Here is a 17,259-nt window from a genome sequence, read left to right as displayed (position 1 = left end):
GACGAGGGCTACATCGACACCGCGACCGGCCGCGGCACGCTGCGGGTCGGCAGCGACAAGATCGTCGATCTCGTCCCGCTCCCGGCCGGCAAGGTCAAGACGGACGACATGGTCGCCTTCGCCCTCGCGATCTCACCGCTCTACACCCGCTGAGCCTCTGTCAGGATCGGGGTGAGGTAGCCGACCAGGGCATTGGTGAGCTCGGTGATCCAGGTTTCGCGGGTCGCCTCGGGGGCGGAGACGACGGTGCCGAGCAGGGCGGCGAAGATCTGCGTGGCGACCGATGCTGCCGTCTCGACGCGGTCGGCCGGCAGGTCCGGGGCGCGGGCGGCGATCACCTCGGCGACCTTGCCGACGACCGCCTGGTGAAGTGCCCGGGCCGGCGCGGTGAGGTGTTCCGGGAGATCCGTACTGCTGAACAACGCCTTGAAACCGGGGTTCGCGAGGTTGACCTCGACCATCGGGCGGATCATCCGGTCGATCAGCTCGAGCAGCGGGAGGTGCGCGGCCGAGGGGTCGAAAGCCTTCTGGTGCGCGGCCTCGAGTTCCTTGCGGTAGCGCTCGGCGAGAGCATCCGCCAGGGCCTCCTTGTTGGCGAAGAACTGGTACAGGGTGCCGGGCGAGACGCCGGCCTGCCGGGCGATCGCATTCGTGGTCGCCTTCGCATAGCCGACCTCGGCGAACACCACCGCGGCAGCGTCGGTGAGCTCTTCCATCCGCCGCTGCCCGCGCGCCTGCCGGCGTGGTTCGTCGGGCATGCGGGCCACCTTTCCGTTGACAAACACGAGCACTTGCTCGTATTTTAATCAGACGCGAGCGATCACTCGCATTCCCATCCTAGGTCAACTCTGTGGGGACTTCGCCATGCCTGAAAACGCCGTCCTGCCCACGTCGTCGGAGACCGCGGGAGGCGGCGCCGAGCGGTTCGCGCGGCTGCTGGTCCGGCGCCGCCGGTGGGTGATCGCCCTGTCAGTGCTGTTGACCGCCGTGGTCCTGGCTGTCGGATCCGGGGCGCTCGGCGTGCTGTCGCTGTCGCGGATCGCAAGCCCCGGATCGGAGTCGGATCAGGCGCGGGGCATCCTCGCTGCCGAGTTCCAGACCGGACCGCCCAACCTGGTCTTCCTGATCGACGCCGGGGATCGCAGCGTCGACGATCCGGCCGTAGCGGCGGCCGGTGAGGAACTGACCAGGGCGATCGCCTCGAGCACCGGAGTGGCCGAGGCTGGCTCGTACTGGTCGAGAGGGGACAGCCCGGCACTCCGAAGCAAGGACGGGCAGCAGGCGCTGATCCTGGTCCGGGTGCCGGGCGAGGTGAACGAGGCGCGTGCCAGGGTTGGCGAACTGGCCGGGGAGTTCGCCGGGCAGCGCGGACTGATCGACGTACGGTCCGGCGGTCAGGACGAGGTGTTCCGTGAGATCGGCGCGCAGGCCCGGGAGGACTTCCTGCGGGCCGAGGTGATCGTGGTCCCGATGGTGCTGCTCCTGCTGATGCTGATCTACCGCCGGGTGAGCCTCGCCTTGATCACCCTGGGCGTCGGCATCTTCGCGATCGGCGGTGCCCTGACCGGCCTGCGGCTGATCGCGTCGTTCACCGAGGTCTCCACCTTCGCCGCGAACCTGGCCCTGGTGATGGGCATCGCGCTCGGCGTCGACTACTGCCTCTTCGTCATCGCGCGGTTCCGCGAGGAGCTCGCCACGGGCGCCGGCGTCGAGGACTCCGTCGTCACCGCCGTACGGACTGCCGGCCGGACGGTCTTCTTCAGTGGCTTGACCGTAGCGACCTCGTTGCTCGCGCTGTTGCTGTTCCCGCTGTCCTTCCTGCGCTCCTTCGGCTACGCGGGCGCCCTCGTGGTGTTCGCGGCGTTGGTGGGATCGCTCGTGATATTGCCCGCGGTGTTGGCGATGCTGGGACAACGTGCTGCCGGGCGAGTGACGAACAGCGCGGTCGAGCATGGTTGGTGGTTCCGCATTGCTCGCCTGGTGATGCGACGACCGCTGCTCACGGGCGGCGCAGTACTGGCGGTCGTCTTGTTGCTGTCGGCACCTGCTCTTGGGTTGCGGTTCGGGTTGCCTGATGCACGGATCCTGCCTGCTGAGGCGTCCAGCAGGATCACCGCGGACGAGATTCGCTCCAACTTCGGCCAGGAGGAGTCCGACGCGTTGTATCTGGTCGCACCGCTGGCCGGCGACCTGTCCGGGTTGACCTCGTACGCCGGGAGGTTGTCCGAGGTCGAGGGGATCGCGCAGGTGGACTCGGCAGCCGGGGTCTTCGTCGATGGACGCCAGGTGATTCCGCCTGGTGAGGATCGCTTCACCCGCGACGGTGGTACCTACCTGACAGCCACGCCGACGCAGAGCATGCTCGAGGGGAATCTCGGTGACCTGGTGGATCGCGTGCGGGCCGTGCAAGCGCCGTACGACGTGATGATCGGTGGGAGTCCGGCCGAGATGCTGGACTGGCGGGCGAGCCTGACCGAGCGGATCCCGTTGGTGCTGGGCCTGATCCTGCTGCTCAGCTTCGGGGTGCTCTATCTCGCGACGGGCAGTGTGCTGCTGCCGTTGAAGGCGACAGTGCTGAACCTGCTCAGTCTCGGGGTGATGTTCGGCGTGATGGTCTGGGTGTTCCAGCAGGGTCATCTGTCGGGGGTGCTCGGTTTCACGCCGACCGGGGTACTGGAAGCGAGCATGCCGCTGCTGATGTTCTGCATCGTGTACGGGCTGTCGATGGATTACGAGGTGTTCATCGTGTCCCGGATCCGTGAGGAGTATCTGCGGACAGGCGACAGTTCGCTCGCGGTGGCGACCGGCCTGCAACGAACGGCGCCGCTGGTCAGCACCGCGGCCACCGTGCTCGCGCTGTCGTTCGCCGTGTACGCGACCGGCGGGGTGGTCTACCTCAAGATGATCGGGGTCGGGATGGCCGTCGCGGTCCTGGTCGATGCCACGTTGATCCGCGGTGTTCTGCTGCCGGCGTTCATGAAACTGGCCGGCCGCGCGAACTGGTGGACGCCGACTGTCAGACTCGGGCTTCCAGCAGTCCGCCGAGAATCGCGACAGCCTCAGTGAGTTCGGTGGGGGTGCGGGCGGCGTAGCCGAGGACGAGGCCGGGTGGTTGGGGGAGTTGGCAGTGCCAGCTGAGGGGTTGGGTCTTCACCCCGTGCTCGAGGGCGGCGGCGGCCAGTTCGACGTCGTCCAGCGACAGGTCGTCGAAGGTGATCGTGAGGTGCAGGCCGGCGGCGGCTCCGTGGACGGTCGCCTTGGGCAGATAGTTGCCGAGGGCATCGATTATTGCGTCGCGCCGCTGCCGGTGGCGACGCCGGACGAAGCGCAACTGCCGTTCCAGTTCGCCGGATTCCATCAGTTGCGCGATCACCAGTTGGGGCAGGGCCGCGTTGCCCAGGTCGGCCAGGCGTTTCGCGTTCACCAGCGCGTTCTTGTACTGCGCGGGCGCCAGCATCCAGCCGATCCGCAGCGCCGGCGCGAGCAACTTGGAGATGCTCCCGGCGTAGATCACGTGGTCCGACATCATCGCCCGCAAGGCCGGAACCGGCGGCCGGTCGTACCGGTGCTCCGCGTCGTAGTCGTCCTCGACGATCAACCCGCCCTCGGCAGCCCACTGCATCAACTCCCGCCGCCGCTCCCCATCCAGTACTGCGCCCATCGGGAACTGGTGTGCCGGTGTCACCATCACCGCACGGGCACCGGACTCCCGCAGTTCGTCGACCCGGAGGCCGTCGGAGTCGACGTGGACCGGGGGTGTCGCCATTCCCCAGTTCTGCAGGTGCTGCCGGGATCCGAGTGAGCCGGGGTCCTCGACGGCCACCTCGGTGATGCCTTCGCGCAGCAGGACCTGCGAGATCAGCCCGATCGCCTGGGCGACCCCGGCGACGATGATGAGGTCGTCGGGATCCGCCTTGATGCCACGGTTGCGCGCGAGCCAGGTCGCGACGGCCAGCCGCAGCGCCTGGGTACCGGCGGGGTTGCCGTAACCGAACGCGGAGGCCGACAGGTCTGCCAGTACCGAACGCACAGCCTTGAGCCAGGCGGCCCGCGGAAACGAGGCAAGATCCGGGACTCCCGGCGTGAGATCGATCCGCGCCGGCGCAGCCCGCATCACATCGAACACCTCCAACCCAGGCACCCCCACCAACACCCCCCGCCCAGCACCCGCACTCGCTCCCGCCCTCATCCCTGCGACCGCCCCCACCTCAGCACCCGCCCCCACCTCAGCACCCGCTCCCGCCGCCGCACCCGCTCTCGCCTTAGTACCTGCGCCTTCCTTCCCTTTTGCTGCAGTAGCGCGGAAGCGCGACTGTGCTGGTTGTGTGCCGATGGGCGCCGCGACGACGACGGTGCCGGCTCGGCCTCGGCCGATGATGTGGCCGTCTTCGGTCAGGCGTTGGTAGGCCTCGGTGACGATGCCGCGGGAGACCTGCAGTTCGGCCGCGAGGACGCGGGTGGCGGGGAGGCGACTGCCGAGTGGGAGGCGGCCGTCCGAGATTGCCGCCCGGAGTCGCCCGGCCAGCCAATCGGCCAAGCCGCCGGCTGGTGCCTCCGAGACGTTCAACTGCAGGAAGTCCGCGCCACTTGCACTAATGGACCGGCCAATATCGCCTGGATTGGACCTGTTCATTGGACCATTGTGGCCGCACCTTGGAGGTATGGGAACTGACTACGTCCACGGATACACCGCCGACGAGACCCGGCGATTGAGCGACCAGGCGAAGACCCTGGCGGACCTGCTGCACGGCGGCACGCAGTACGAGTCCGGCAGCCGCGTACTGGAGGTCGGGTGCGGGGTGGGTGCACAAACGGTTCAGCTGGTGACCCGGAGCCCGGGGATCGAGCTGGTCGCCGTCGACATCTCTGAGGAGTCGTTGGCCGCAGCGAAGGCGCGGGTGGCGGCCGAGGCGCCCGATGCCCGGGTCGAGTGGCATCACGGAGATCTGTTCGAACTGCCGTTCGCGGATGGGACGTTCGACCACCTGTTCCTGTGCTTCGTGCTGGAGCATCTGCCAGAGCCACAGAAGGCGCTCGCCATGCTTCAGCGATTGCTGCGGCCGGGTGGGTCGATCACGGTGATCGAGGGCGATCACGAGTCGGCGTTCTTCCACCCACGCAGTACCGAGGCGCAGAAACTCATCGACTGCCTGGTCGATCTGCAGGCGGCGGCTGGTGGTGACGCGTTGATCGGACGTCGGTTGCAGCCCTTGCTCAAGGACGCCGGCTTCCTCGACACCACGGCGCGGCCTTTGACCGTCTACGCCGACGAGACGTTGCCGCACCTGGTCGACGGCTTCACCCGGAAGACCTTCATCGCGATGGTCGAGTCGGTCCGGGAGCGATCCTTCGCCCTGGGGCTGCGCACCGCGGCCCAGTGGCAGCAGGGGATCCGCGAGCTCGAGCGGTCCGCCGAACCCGGCGGCACCTTTCACTACACCTTCTTCAAGGCCGTCGCCCTCACTCCGAAGGGAACCTGATCATGTCTCTGATCCTGTTGATTCTGCTGATTGCCCTGCTCGTCGCGGCGCTGGAAAGAAACAGCCGCCGGCAGTTCTCTCCGAGAGACCCGTACGCCGGGAGTCGTGCCGGCCGGGATCGTGATCTCGAGCGGGTCGCGGCCGATCTCCGAGCCGCGGCCGACCGCAAATCTTGATGATCAGCAGACTGGGACAGGTTGACCGCTGCTGGTAGACAGAGGGGTATGCCCCCGACCGAGCAGCTGGAGATCGAGACCAAGTACGACGTCGACGAGCACGCCATTCTGCCGGCGCTGCACGAGCTCCCAGGGGTCGCGAGCGTTGCGCAACCGGTCGAGCTGGACCTGGAGGCCGTCTACTTCGACACCGCCGACCTGGACCTCGCTGTCGCGAAGGTGACGCTGCGCCGGCGAACGGGCGGCGAGGACGACGGCTGGCACGTGAAGCTGCCGGTGTCGGCCGGGAAGCGGCTGGAGATCCAGCACCCGCTCGGCCGCGCGGTCCGGAAGGTCCCGATCCAGGTGGTGCGCGCGGTTCGGGTCCATGTCCGCGACAACGAGCTGGTGCCCGTCGTGTCGCTGAAAACCCGGCGGATCGTGCACCGACTGTTGGATGCCGACGGCGAGGTCCTAGCGGAGCTCGCCGACGACCACGTCACGGCCGAGTCCGAGGACGGCAAACCGGACAGCTGGCGGGAGTGGGAGATCGAGCTCGTCAACGGAGAGCCCGACCTGCTCGAAGCGGCCGAGCCTCTGCTGCGTGCGGCTGGCGCGGTACCGGCGTCAGGACCGAGCAAGCTCGCCCGGGCGCTCGGCGACCGGATACCTGTCGCTGAGGAACGGTCGCTGCCGAAGAAGCCGACCACCGCGGACCTGTTCCGCGCGTACGCCGGTGCGCAGGTGACCGCGATCCACCAGCGCGACCCCGAAGTACGGCGAGATCTGCCCGACGCGGTCCACAAGATGCGGGTGGCGACTCGTCGGCTCCGCTCTGCCCTCGCGACCTACCGGCCGGTGGTGGATCGGGAGGCCGGGGACGAGATCCGCGCGGAGCTGAAGTGGTTCGCCGGTGAGCTCGGGGGCGCCCGGGATGCCGAGGTCCTGCGCGAGCACTTCCAGACCGCTGTGGCCGAGCAGCCGGTCGAGCTGGTGATGGGCCGGGTCGCCGGTGCGATCGACGACCATTTGCGCAAGGTCTACAAGGCGGCCCGGGTGGAGGCGCTCGCGGCGCTCGAGAGCGAGCGGTACTTCCGGCTGCTGGACTCCCTCGACGAGCTGGTCGCGAACCCGCCGCTGGTGGAGGACGCCGATCGGAAGGCGTCCAAGCAGGTTCCCGAGCTCCTGGACCACGACTGGAAGCGGATGAGCAAGGCGGTCCACCGGATGGAGAACGCGGAGGACCGGACCGAGCAGGACCACGAACTGCACGAGGTCCGCAAGGCCGCGAAACGTCTCCGGTACGCCGCGGAGTCCGCCGAACCCGTCCTCGGTGGACAAGCGAGCGACCTGGTGTCCCGGGCCGAACAGATCCAGGAGGTCCTCGGCGACCACCAGGACAGCGTTGTCGCTCGCGAGCTCCTCCGCGAACTCGCAGTACAGGTCCATCTCTCCGGCGGCAACGCCTTCACCTTCGGTCGGCTGCATGCGGCCGAGGAACAACGCTCCAACGAGTCGCTCGAGGCCTTCCTCGAGCTGTGGCCGACCCTGAAACTCAGCTGATCCAAGGCGGGACGCCACGGTCGGCGGCCTCACCGGGCACGCTGACCTTGGCGGTGCCGTGACCCGCGACCAAAGCGACGAAGTCCGGGCCCGCAGTAATCCTGCGGGTCACGCCGGCCGGGAAGACGACGGTCGCGCCTTCTTTCAGTTCGAGCGTGTCGGCGCCGAGCTCGACTGACCCGACGCCTGCCAGCACCGTCCAGATCTGTTCGCTGTCGAAGACGTGCAGCGGCCCCTGCGCGCCTTCCTTCATCTCCACCCGCCACAGACTCAGCCCTTCGCTGCCCTGCGTGGGCGATGCATACGTCGTCATCACGGCGTTGGGGGTCTCCGTCACTCGGTACATTGCAGGCTCCTCCTTGATCGTCAACCTGGTTGTCGAAATAGTACACCGGGTTGTCGATCTGTCCAGGGGTCCGGGAGGATGCGGGGATGGATCGCTTCGGATTCGAGTTGCCGCTGCTCCTGGCCGGGGCGTTCCGTCAGCTGATCGACGAACTGCACCGGCGGCTGGCGGAGCGCGGTCACCCGGACCTGCGCCCGGCGTACGGGTTCGCTCTCCAGGCGATCGGCCCGGACGGCGCGACCATGTCCGAGGTCGGACGCCGGCTCGGGGTCTCCAAACAGGCCGCGACCAAGACCGTCGCCAAACTCGCGGACCTCGGCTACGTCGCGCGAACCGCCGACCCCGACGACGCCCGCGCGGTCCTGGTCACCATCACCCGCCGCGGCCAGGAATCTCTGAACACCTCCGCCGAGATCTTCGAGGACCTCCGGCGCGAGTGGATCACCGAGCTGGGCGCGGACCGCGTCACCGCCCTCGAAGACGACCTCGCGACCATGGTCACCCGGGGCCCCAGGGTCCATCTCGGCGACCTCCCCGGCTGGTTGCGCTAGGCAACGGCTTTCACTGCGCGCGGCAGACCCGCGTAGAACGAGCTTGTTCGCGCGGCGTACCACATGGGACGTAGGCGACGGTACGCCGCAGGCGCCGGATAGTTGTCGCCAGCAACTGCATCAATCAACGGCTGGTACGCCGGTTCGCAGGCGCTCGTGATTCCCCAGTGCCCGGGGGCTGCGGTTGCGCCGAGCAAGGTGATCCTGTGGACAACTCTTGCGGTCATTTCGCCTGCTTTGCCGGGTTGTGGACGGGTGGGTTGACAATCGGGTGGTGCGTCGGGAGGTGGTGGTTGGCGTCGCTGTGTCGCTGCGTTGGTGCTGTGGTTGCGGGGCGGCATGGGCGATGAGGTTGCGCCCTGCGCATTGGGGCTGTGGTTGCGCGGTCTCCGCTGCGGGAGCGTGCTAGTCGCCGTGGTGGGTGTCAAGGGCGCCTTTGGCGTCGCCTTCGGCGATCGAACAAGTTCGACCCTTGACACCCACCACGGCGACCAGGGAAGGACGCAGCTGCGCGGATCCGCGCTGACGTATGAGCCGCATCGGGGGATTCCGACCGGCCCGTGTGGTCGCTGGCGCGGACGGCTGAGCTGGGTTCCGGTGATTCCGTCCGCGCCGGTGGTCCGTGCGGGGTGTTCGCCTTCGCCGGTGGATCCGTCGGCCCGGGTGGCGCCGCGTCTTGGGGGTGCCCATCACCCACGCATACACAACCTGTCCGGCAATCGCTTTCCCGCGTGGGGTGGCGGGTTCTGTAGGTCTGGGTGATGGGTCGCGCTGCAGATCGTGGCGCGGACTCGTCGACTGGCGGCTTGTGCGCCCGATAGCGGCTTACTCGGCGCTATCGGTCGAACAACCTGCTATCGGCGAGTGGCTCGGCGGATCGGCTGCCGGGCCGTTGGACCGATGGCGGCTTGTAGGGCGGTATCGGTCCAGCAGCGTGCTATCGGTCGGCGCGGTTCCCCGGCTGGTCCGCCTGGTGGTGTGCGCGGACCGTCAGGTGGTGCGCCGGGGTTGCCCGGAGTGGGAACGGACGCCGAGGGCTGTCGCAAGGGGGCGGGTTGTGGTGAGTGTGGGCACTGTGCCGCCGGCAATCGATTGCCAGCGGCCGGGTTCTCACGGTCGTCGACCCGGTCGTCGCAGTCGGCGAGTTTCGGGGCTCGCGGGGGCTCGGGGGTGTGTTGTGGCGGAGGTTGACCACTGAGATTGCGGGTTACCACCTGAGATTCTCGGGGGTCAACCCGCAATCTCAGTGGGTAACCCCCTCCAGGCTGTCGGCTGGCCTCGCGGAATCACCCAAACGGTGGCCTCACCCAATCACCTTGGGCGCTGGCCGCACGGCTTCACCTGACGGTCGCCTCACCGAATCGCTTGCGCGGCGGCCCTCAGGGGATCACCTGGACCGTGGCCGTTCTTCCCAGCGGCTCCGGGATGGCTGCGCTCTTTCCCCTGGTCGGGGTGGGGTGTGTCAAGGGTCGAACTTGTTCGATCGCCGAAGGCGACGCCAAAGGCGCCCTTGAGACAGCTCGCCTCGACTAGCAGAATCCCGCGGCCCGGCGACGCGAACCACATTCCCTACCGGCACGCGAACTGCCCACACCTACACACCCGCGACAACTTGGACCTGGATCCGCGAACCATACGGATGTCAACCCAACCGTCCACAGCCCGTCAAAAGCAGGCGAATGATCCCAACGGTTCCAGGGCTGTCCACAGGATCACCGGTATGCGACGTACCGGGGTACCGGCGTTGGCGTGCGGGTGCGCTGGTTGCGTTAGGCAACGGGCAGGAGAAGACGGGCCCGGCCTGGGGGATTCGGGCCCGTCTGGGTGGGGGTGGTGCTGTCAGGCAGGTCCGCGGGAACGCAGCAGGGCCTGCCTGACAGGTTTGGTGGTGGGCGTCTAGTGCTTGACCGCCTTCTCGGCGCCCGCTCCGGTCAGGGAGCGGACCTCCATCTCGGCGAACTTGTCGACGTTGGTGCCTTCCCGGCTGGTGACCGTGCCGAGCCAGCCGAGCACGAAGGCCAGCGGGATCGAGACGATGCCGGGGTTGTCGAGCGGGAACCAGTGGAAGTCGATCCCGGCGTCGGTGATCATCGACAGGCTGGCGCCGGTCTTGGCGTCGGTCTTGCCGGAGACGACCGGGGAGAACGCGATCAGGATGATCGCGGACCCAAGACCGCCGTAGATGCTCCAGAGTGCGCCGCGGGTGTTGAAGCGCCGCCAGAACAGCGAGTACAGGATCGTCGGCAGGTTCGCGCTGGCTGCCACCGCGAAGGCGAGAGCCACCAGGAAGGCGATGTTCTGGCCGTTGGCGAAGATGCCGCCGACGATCGCGACGACGCCGATCACCAGCACGGTGATCCGGGCCACCTTGACCTCGCCGGTGCCGCTGAGCTGGCCCTTCTTGATCACCGAGCCGTAGATGTCATGCGCGAACGAGGTGCTCGCGGTGATCGTCAGGCCCGCTACCACCGCCAGGATGGTGGCGAAGGCGACCGCGGAGATCAACCCCAGCAGGAGTTCCCCGCCCAGCTCGAAGGCGAGCAATGGGGCGGCCGAGTTCGCCTTGCCCGGTGCGGCCCGGATCACGTCGGGACCCACCAGCGCCGCGGCGCCGTACCCGAGCACCAGCGTGAACAGGTAGAAGATGCCGATGATCCAGATGGCCCAGGTCACGCTGCGACGCGCTTCCTTCGAGGTCGGAACGGTGTAGAAGCGCGTCAACACGTGCGGCAACCCTGCCGTCCCCAGCACCAGGGCCAGGGCGAGCGAGATGAAGTCGAGTTTGCTGATCCCCGTCGCGCCGTACTGCAGTCCCGGATCGAGCAGCCTTTCGCCGGCGGCCGGGCTCTTGTCCACCGCTGCGCCGAGAAGCGAGGACAGGTTGAAGCTGTACTTCGCCAGTACCCACAGCGTCATCACACCGGCACCGATCACCAGCAGCACAGCCTTGATGATCTGGACCCAGGTGGTGCCCTTCATGCCACCGACCAGCACGTAGGTGATCATGATCAGGCCGACGACCGCGATCACGAGATTCTGTCCGGCCCTGCTGTGGATGCCCAGCAGCAGTGCGACCAGGCCGCCCGCGCCGGCCATCTGCGCCAGCAGGTAGAAGAAGCAGACTCCCAGCGTTGAGATCGCGGCCGCCATCCGGACCGGCCGCTCCTTGAGCCGGAACGACAGCACGTCGGCCATCGTGAACCGGCCCGTGTTCCGGATCAGTTCGGCGACCAGCAGCAGCGCCACCAGCCAGGCGACCAGGAAGCCGATCGAGTAGAGGAACCCGTCGTAGCCGTTGGTCGCGATCGCGCCGGCGATCCCGAGGAACGAGGCGGCGGACAGGTAGTCGCCGGAGATCGCGATGCCGTTCTGCGGGCCGGTGAAGTTCCGGCCGGCCGCGTAGTAGTCGGCCGCGGTCTTGTTGTTGCGCGAGGCCCGGATCACGATCGCCAGGGTGGCCGCCACGAACAGCGCGAAGATCAGGATGTTGACCGTTGGGTTGCCGACGTCGCTTGCCAACGGCACCAGGAGAGGCGCGCTCACTGGTCAACTCCCTCGATCAGCTCGCGCATCTGCGCGGCGGGCGGGTCGATCTCGCGGTTGGCCCAGCGGACATAGATCATCGTGATCGCGAAGGTCGAGACGAACTGTCCCAGCCCGAACAGCAGCGCGACGTTGATGTTGCCGAAGACCCGCTGCGACATGAAGTCATGGGCATAGTCGGCGAGCAGGACATAGAGGAAGTACCAGGCCAGGAACAGGCCGGTCATCGGGAACACGAAGCGCCGGAACCGGCGACGCAGTTCGGAGAAGTCCGGGGACAGCTGGACGTCTCGGTACGTCGTGAGTTCCGGATCGCCGTCCGCTCGTCGCGTTTCGCTCATCGCGGGGACCTCCAGACATGATCGGGCCGGGCGGAGTCCGGCGCGTTTGCTGGTCGTACTGTGGTCCAGCTCACGCCCGCCCCGACAGCTCTGGCCGGCCACGAGCGCCCAGCGGCCCGCACCTTTCGACCGGCGGAGCACCGGCCTGCGACGAGCGGTAGGAACCGCACGACGAGCGGATCAGGGCCGGGAGAATCCCCGATCGACGTCAACGGCCTCGGGCGTGTGCAGGCGGACCATGCTGCGTGCGGTGCCGGCCGGGATCTTGTCCGGCGTCAGCTTCGACACCACGATCACGGTGAGGAAGGCGAGCGGCATCGTCCAGGCCGCCGGCTGCCCGACCAGCGCGCCGGCCCAGCCACCGGCAGGTGGCCCGATCACATTCACCAGTACTGCGGCGATCGCCGCGACTCCGCCTACCACCAGTCCCGCCGCCGCGCCCACGGTCGACATCCTGCGCCACCAGATCCCCAACACCAGCAGGGGACAGAAGGTCGACGCCGCCACCGCGAACGCGAGGCCCACGGTGTCCGCGAGACTCAGAGAACCCGTCAGATTCCACGCTAGATAGGGCACTGCGATCGCCAGCAGGGCAGCGATCCGGAAGCTGTTCACGGCCAGGTAGTCCCCACCGGTCAACCGATGCAACCTGCTCCGCAACAGGTCCTGGTCGATCACACCGGCGATGGCGACGGTCAATCCGGACGAGGTCGACAGGAAGGCCGCGAACGCACCCGCTGCCACCAACGCCCCGAGCAGATCCCCTGCCGTACCAGGGAAAATCCGGCCCGGCAGCTCAAGTACCACGGTATCTGCCGCCCCCGCGATCAACTCGGGCGCGAAGGATCGCCCCAGTACGGCGTACAGGGGTGGGAACAGGTAGAACGTGCCGAGCAGAGCCAGTACTACGACAGTCGTGCGCCGGGCGGCTCGTCCGTCCGGGTTCGTGTAGAACCGGACCAGGACATGCGGCAGACCCATCGTCCCGAAACAAAGGGCCAACAGCAACGAATACGTCGCGTACAGCGGATGGTCTCGCCCGTCGGCCCGGGACAACGGCTGGGCCCACTCAGAACCGGCCCCCTGCAGGGAGTCCAGTACTCCGACCGGGTGGTCCATCGAACGCCACGAGATCAGGATGATGAAGATCGGCGCGGCCAGAGCCGTCAGCTTCAGCCAGTACTGGAACGCCTGCACGAAGGTGATCGAGCGCATCCCACCGGCGGCCACGTTGATCACGACGATGACCGCGACGACAGCGGCTCCGACTTCCGGCGGTGCCCCGGTCACCGTCTCGACCGTGAGGCCCGCGCCGCGGAGTTGCGGCAGTAGGTAGAGCGTGCCGATCCCGACCACGAGACCTGAACAGATCCGCCGGACCACGGTGGATTCGAACCGGGCCTCGGCGAAGTCGGGCAGGGTGTAGGCCCCGGATCGGCGGAGAGGCGCGGCGATCAGCACCAGCAGCATCAGGTACCCGACGGTGTAGCCGACAGAGAACCACAGCATGTCGGCGCCGTTCACCAGTGCCAGCCCGGCGATGCCGAGGAAACTTGCCGCCGACAAGTATTCGCCACTGATCGCCGACGCGTTCCAGCGTGGCGTCACCGCGCGGCTGGCGACGTAGAAATCACTGGTGGTACGGGAGATCCGCAACCCGAACAGGCCGATCGAGATGGTTGCCACGATCACCAATCCGATCGCGGTCAAGCTCATGGCCGGGGACATCTATTTCCGCCCGACGAATTCGGTGAACTCGGCCTCGATGCGTTCGGCGTTGCGGACGTAGATCCGGGCGGCGATGTAGACCACCGGATAGATCACGATGCCGAGCAGCAACCACGGCAGCGGGAGGCCGAGCACGATCACGGTGCGGGTCGCCGGGACCAGGAAGAACAGCAGCGGCAGACTTCCGAGCAGAACCACTGCCGCGCCGATCACGCCGAGCGCCAGCCGGAGCTGGGACTGGATCAGCGAGTTCATGTAGACCTCGCCGACCCGGGTCTGTTCGTCGATCTCCCGGGTGCCCGCATGGCTGATCGGGCGACGGGCCGCGCTGGTCCTCGGGCTGGTCACCCGGATCCGTCGAGGACCTTCCGGGGTGGTCATCCTCGGAGTGAGGTCGAGCGGACCAGCAGGTCGCGCAGTTCGCGGGTGTGCCGGCGGCTGACCGGCAACCAGTCGTCCCCGACCCGGACGGCACACCGCCCGCCGTCCACCCGCATCTCGTCGACGTGGGCGAGGGCGACCAGCGTGCTGCGATGGATCCTGGTGAAGCCCGCGTCGCGCCAGCGTTCCTCCAGGGTGCTGAGCGGGACCCGGACCAGGTGCGAGTTCTGGCCGGTATGGAGTCGCGCGTAGTCACCCTGCGCCTCGACGTACCGGACCGTGGAGCGCTGGACGAACCTGGTCACGCCGGCCAGCTCGACCGGAATCACCTCGTCGTCGTGGTCTTCGACGCCCGGCTGGGGTGCAACACCGGCAGTGACGACCCGGCGTACCGCCTCGGACAGGCGTTCGGCCCGGACCGGTTTCATCACGTAGTCGGTCGCGTCCAGGTCGAAGGCGGCCACCGCGTGCTCGTCGTACGCGGTGACGAAGACGATCTGCGGGCGGCTGACGAACTTGGACAGCACCTTGGCCAGATCGAGCCCGTCCAGGCCGGGCATCTTGATGTCGCAGAACACCACGTCGAGATCGGCCGCCTGCAGGATCTTCAGCGCATCCGGCCCGTTCGAGGCGGTCCGGATCTCCCCGATCCGCGGGTCCATCTTCAGCAGATAGACCAGCTCAGCCAGCGCCGGCTCCTCGTCATCAGCGACGAGCGCGCGCAGCGGAGAGTCAGTCATGGGGCACACACTAAGCCGACGCGTGCACCCCTGAGGAGTATTTGGGCACCCTGAAGCTCACCTTCGTGCCGGCCTCCAGGGCCGTCTCGACCACGAGACCGTAGGCGTCGCCGTAGACCTGCCGGAGTCTCGCGTCGACATTGCCGAGCCCGACGGAGTCGCCGGCCGCCTCGCCGGCCAGCGCTGCCCGGATCACCTCGGGGTCGCTGCCGGCCCCGTCGTCCTCCACGCTGATCTCCGCCTCGGAGCCACGGTCCAGCGCGCGGATGGTGATCCGCCCGACCCCGGTGGTCCCTTCCAGCCCATGCCGTACGGCGTTCTCCACCAGCGGCTGGACCACCAGGAAGGGGATCGCCACCGACAGCACCTCGGGCGCGATCAGCAGGGACACCGTCAGCCGCTCGCCGAACCGCGCCTGCTCCAGCACCAGGTACCGCTCCACATTGCGCAGCTCGTCGGCCAGCGTGGTGAACTCGCCACCGCGGCGAAGCGCATACCGGGAGAAGTCGGCGAACTCGAGCAGCAGCTCCCGGGCGCGCTCCGGATCGGTCCGGACGAAGGAGGCGATCGCTGCGAGCGCGTTGTAGATGAAGTGCGGGCTGATCTGGGCCCGGAGTGCCCGTAGTTCGGCCTCCATCGCGCGGGTGCGCTCCTTGTTGAGCTCGGCCAGCTCCACCTGACCAGAGACCCAGCGGGCCACCTCTTCCGTCGCCCGGACGAGTGCGGCTGACGACCGCGGGCTGTAGGCGACCAGCACAGCCACTACGCGCTCTTCCGTGACGATCGGAGCCACTACCGCAGTACGGACCGGGCACTGGGGATCACTGCAGGCCACATCATGAGCACCCAGTACTGCGGTACGCCCCGTGCGCAGTGTGGTTGCCGCGATGGCCTTGGCGTCCACCCGGTGAGTGCTCTCGTACTGACCGCCGATGCCGTCCCAGGCGAGTACGCCGGTGGAGTCGCAGATCGCGATGGCCGCAGTACCGAGGAGGTCTCGGAGATGTTTGCTGGCCTTGCCCGCAGCAGCCGGGGTCAGGCCCTCACGCAGGCTCGGCGTGGCCAGCGAGGCCGTATGCAGGGTGGCATACGTCGCCTTGTCAGCCGGAGTCCCGAAATGCTTCCGCCGCCGCGCGAACATGTCCCGACGGTAACCGTTCAGACCTCGGACCGCGGCCTGAAGGCCTCGAGTGCCTCGATGTCGGAGTAGTTCGAGCGCAGGTACTCGTCCGCCCAGACCTCCCGACCGGGGTAGGAGGACTCCCGGACGATCTGGTCGGCGGCGGCCTCCGCGTCGAGCGCAGTACGGCGCAACTCGACTCCGGCCGGGGTCAGGAGAGCCCAGCTCGGCCCGGGCGCGCCGTACGGCATGCCGACGCTGCCGGCGTTCACCACCAGCCGCCGGTCGACCTGCCGCGCGAACGGCATGTGCGTGTGCCCGCACACCACCGTCCTGACTTCCTCCGGTACGCCGCTGAGCACGTCCGCCCACCTGGAGATCGGGCTGTCCACCAGCACCACCTCCTCGTCATCGCGCGGCGTCGCATGACAGAAGAGCGTGTCGCCCAGAGTCACGGTGGTCGGCAGACCGGCCAGCAACTCCATCTGATCCGGCCGCACCTCACCCGCCGCCCACGGACAAACCTCATCCGGCGGCGTCCCCGCGAACTCACCCCGAGCCATCGCGACCAACTCGCGATCCGCATTCCCCCGCACCCAGACGGCCCGTTCCCCCAACCCCACCAGCAAATCCAACGTCTCCACCGGCTGCGGCCCACTCGCGATGTCCCCAGCCAGCACGATCAAGTCGGCACCCACCACGTCCGGCTCAGCCAACACCGCCACCAAGGCAGGCAAAACCCCATGAACATCCGCCAGCACCACAACCCGTTCAGCCGTCATGGCCACCAGTCTCACGCCCGACGCCCCGCCTGCGCCCAAGCCTTCGCTAGCAGCAGACGAATCAGCGGGCGAGTTTGACGGCCTTGGTGGTGAGGGGGATGGCGACCTCGCAGCCGCCGGTGGTGACGTTGCAGCGGATCACGCCTCGCGGAGTTTCCGGGCCGCCGTCGGCGATGATGAGGAAGTGCTGGTCGTCCTCGACCACGGTCTCGAGGAACGACGGGCCGCCGCCCCACTCCCGCAGCAGCTTGCCCGTCTTGGCGTCCAGCGCAGCCACCTCCAGCGGTGAATAGCCGTCCCCGTACGCCGGTCCGCCGACCGCGATCGATCCGTTCGGGGTGAAACCGGTGACCTGATTCTCGCAGGTCCGCCAGAGCTGCTTGCCGACGTCGATCGTGTTGATGGTCGAGCAGGTGCCGTAGTCGCCCTGGACGTTCTTCGAGGCGGCGAGCCTGCCGTCGCGGGTGACGGCCGTCGGGGAATTGATCGTTTTGGTGTGGGTGGCTTCGGTCGCGCCCGGTGTCCAGGT

Annotated in this window: 16 protein-coding genes; 5 read left to right on the top strand and 11 right to left on the bottom strand. The window is 67.9% G+C overall.

The genetic code is table 11. The features are described 5' to 3' along the window. Positions 1 to 140: 140 nt before the first annotated feature. Positions 141 to 758 carry a TetR/AcrR family transcriptional regulator gene (locus tag VFG33_RS17185; RefSeq protein ID WP_325053888.1) on the bottom strand — a complete coding sequence of 206 codons (618 nt, stop codon included), beginning with the start codon at positions 756 to 758 and terminating at the stop codon, positions 141 to 143. 106 nt (positions 759 to 864) lie between these two features. Between VFG33_RS17185 and VFG33_RS17180 the strand changes: the two genes are divergently transcribed. Continuing rightward, positions 865 to 3,066 carry an MMPL family transporter gene (locus VFG33_RS17180; RefSeq protein WP_325053887.1) on the top strand — a complete coding sequence of 734 codons (2,202 nt, stop codon included), beginning with the start codon at positions 865 to 867 and terminating at the stop codon, positions 3,064 to 3,066. Here the strand turns inward: VFG33_RS17180 and VFG33_RS17175 are convergent. Then, the gene (locus VFG33_RS17175; RefSeq protein WP_325053886.1) at positions 3,017 to 4,633 is read right to left on the bottom strand and encodes an aminotransferase-like domain-containing protein; all 1,617 of its coding nucleotides are present in this window, start codon (positions 4,631 to 4,633) and stop codon (positions 3,017 to 3,019) included. The two genes, VFG33_RS17180 and VFG33_RS17175, sit on opposite strands and share 50 nt — an antisense overlap. A 28-nt stretch (positions 4,634 to 4,661) precedes the next feature. On the opposite strand from VFG33_RS17175, the gene VFG33_RS17170 reads away from it, so the two are divergent. Genes VFG33_RS17170 through VFG33_RS17160 form a run of 3 tightly spaced genes read left to right on the top strand, consistent with a single transcriptional unit; the run spans position 4,662 to position 7,198 of the window. Further along, entirely contained in the window at positions 4,662 to 5,480 is an 819-nt protein-coding gene (locus VFG33_RS17170; RefSeq protein ID WP_325053885.1) for an L-histidine N(alpha)-methyltransferase, read from the top strand. 2 nt (positions 5,481 to 5,482) lie between these two features. Next, positions 5,483 to 5,656, top strand: a complete 174-nt coding sequence (locus VFG33_RS17165) for a hypothetical protein (protein ID WP_325053884.1) — start codon at positions 5,483 to 5,485, stop codon at positions 5,654 to 5,656. A gap of 48 nt (positions 5,657 to 5,704) precedes the next feature. Beyond that, positions 5,705 to 7,198 carry a CYTH and CHAD domain-containing protein gene (locus VFG33_RS17160; RefSeq protein WP_325053883.1) on the top strand — a complete coding sequence of 498 codons (1,494 nt, stop codon included), beginning with the start codon at positions 5,705 to 5,707 and terminating at the stop codon, positions 7,196 to 7,198. Here VFG33_RS17160 and VFG33_RS17155 read toward each other — a convergent pair. Continuing rightward, positions 7,191 to 7,544: a cupin domain-containing protein gene (locus VFG33_RS17155; RefSeq protein ID WP_325053882.1), complete on the bottom strand. Its 354-nt coding sequence runs from the start codon at positions 7,542 to 7,544 to the stop codon at positions 7,191 to 7,193. The two genes, VFG33_RS17160 and VFG33_RS17155, sit on opposite strands and share 8 nt — an antisense overlap. Before the next feature lie 86 nt (positions 7,545 to 7,630). Here VFG33_RS17155 and VFG33_RS17150 point away from each other — a divergent pair, with 86 nt between their 5' ends. Continuing rightward, positions 7,631 to 8,095 carry a MarR family winged helix-turn-helix transcriptional regulator gene (locus VFG33_RS17150; RefSeq protein WP_325053881.1) on the top strand — a complete coding sequence of 155 codons (465 nt, stop codon included), beginning with the start codon at positions 7,631 to 7,633 and terminating at the stop codon, positions 8,093 to 8,095. Between the two features lie 1,896 nt (positions 8,096 to 9,991). Here the strand turns inward: VFG33_RS17150 and VFG33_RS17145 are convergent. From VFG33_RS17145 to VFG33_RS17110, 8 genes are all read right to left on the bottom strand, one after another. Further along, positions 9,992 to 11,638, bottom strand: a complete 1,647-nt coding sequence (locus VFG33_RS17145) for a monocarboxylic acid transporter (protein WP_325053880.1) — start codon at positions 11,636 to 11,638, stop codon at positions 9,992 to 9,994. Then, the gene (locus VFG33_RS17140; RefSeq protein ID WP_325053879.1) at positions 11,635 to 11,979 is read right to left on the bottom strand and encodes a DUF485 domain-containing protein; all 345 of its coding nucleotides are present in this window, start codon (positions 11,977 to 11,979) and stop codon (positions 11,635 to 11,637) included. The genes VFG33_RS17145 and VFG33_RS17140 overlap by 4 nt, the downstream gene beginning before the upstream one ends. A 180-nt stretch (positions 11,980 to 12,159) precedes the next feature. Next, positions 12,160 to 13,695, bottom strand: coding sequence for a sodium/solute symporter (locus tag VFG33_RS17135; RefSeq protein WP_325053878.1), 1,536 nt, complete (start codon positions 13,693 to 13,695; stop codon positions 12,160 to 12,162). Positions 13,696 to 13,707: 12 nt separating this feature from the next. Next, positions 13,708 to 14,088, bottom strand: coding sequence for a hypothetical protein (locus VFG33_RS17130; protein ID WP_325053877.1), 381 nt, complete (start codon positions 14,086 to 14,088; stop codon positions 13,708 to 13,710). Then, a complete protein-coding gene (locus VFG33_RS17125; protein WP_325053876.1) occupies positions 14,085 to 14,828 on the bottom strand; it encodes a LytR/AlgR family response regulator transcription factor in 744 nt (247 codons plus the stop codon). The genes VFG33_RS17130 and VFG33_RS17125 overlap by 4 nt, the downstream gene beginning before the upstream one ends. Before the next feature lie 10 nt (positions 14,829 to 14,838). Then, a complete protein-coding gene (locus VFG33_RS17120; protein WP_325053875.1) occupies positions 14,839 to 15,969 on the bottom strand; it encodes a histidine kinase in 1,131 nt (376 codons plus the stop codon). A 17-nt stretch (positions 15,970 to 15,986) separates the two neighbouring features. Next, positions 15,987 to 16,730 carry a metallophosphoesterase family protein gene (locus VFG33_RS17115; RefSeq protein WP_325053874.1) on the bottom strand — a complete coding sequence of 248 codons (744 nt, stop codon included), beginning with the start codon at positions 16,728 to 16,730 and terminating at the stop codon, positions 15,987 to 15,989. Between the two features lie 61 nt (positions 16,731 to 16,791). Beyond that, a partial coding sequence (locus tag VFG33_RS17110) for a hypothetical protein (RefSeq protein ID WP_325053873.1) occupies positions 16,792 to 17,259 on the bottom strand: 468 nt, incomplete at its 5' end.

Origin of the sequence: Kribbella sp. (genome assembly GCF_035687465.1) — a bacterium.
In the GTDB taxonomy this organism is placed as follows: Bacteria; Actinomycetota; Actinomycetes; order Propionibacteriales; family Kribbellaceae; genus Kribbella.
The sequence above is the reverse complement of the archived record's forward strand: the minus strand, read 5'-3'. Positions and strand labels throughout refer to the sequence as shown.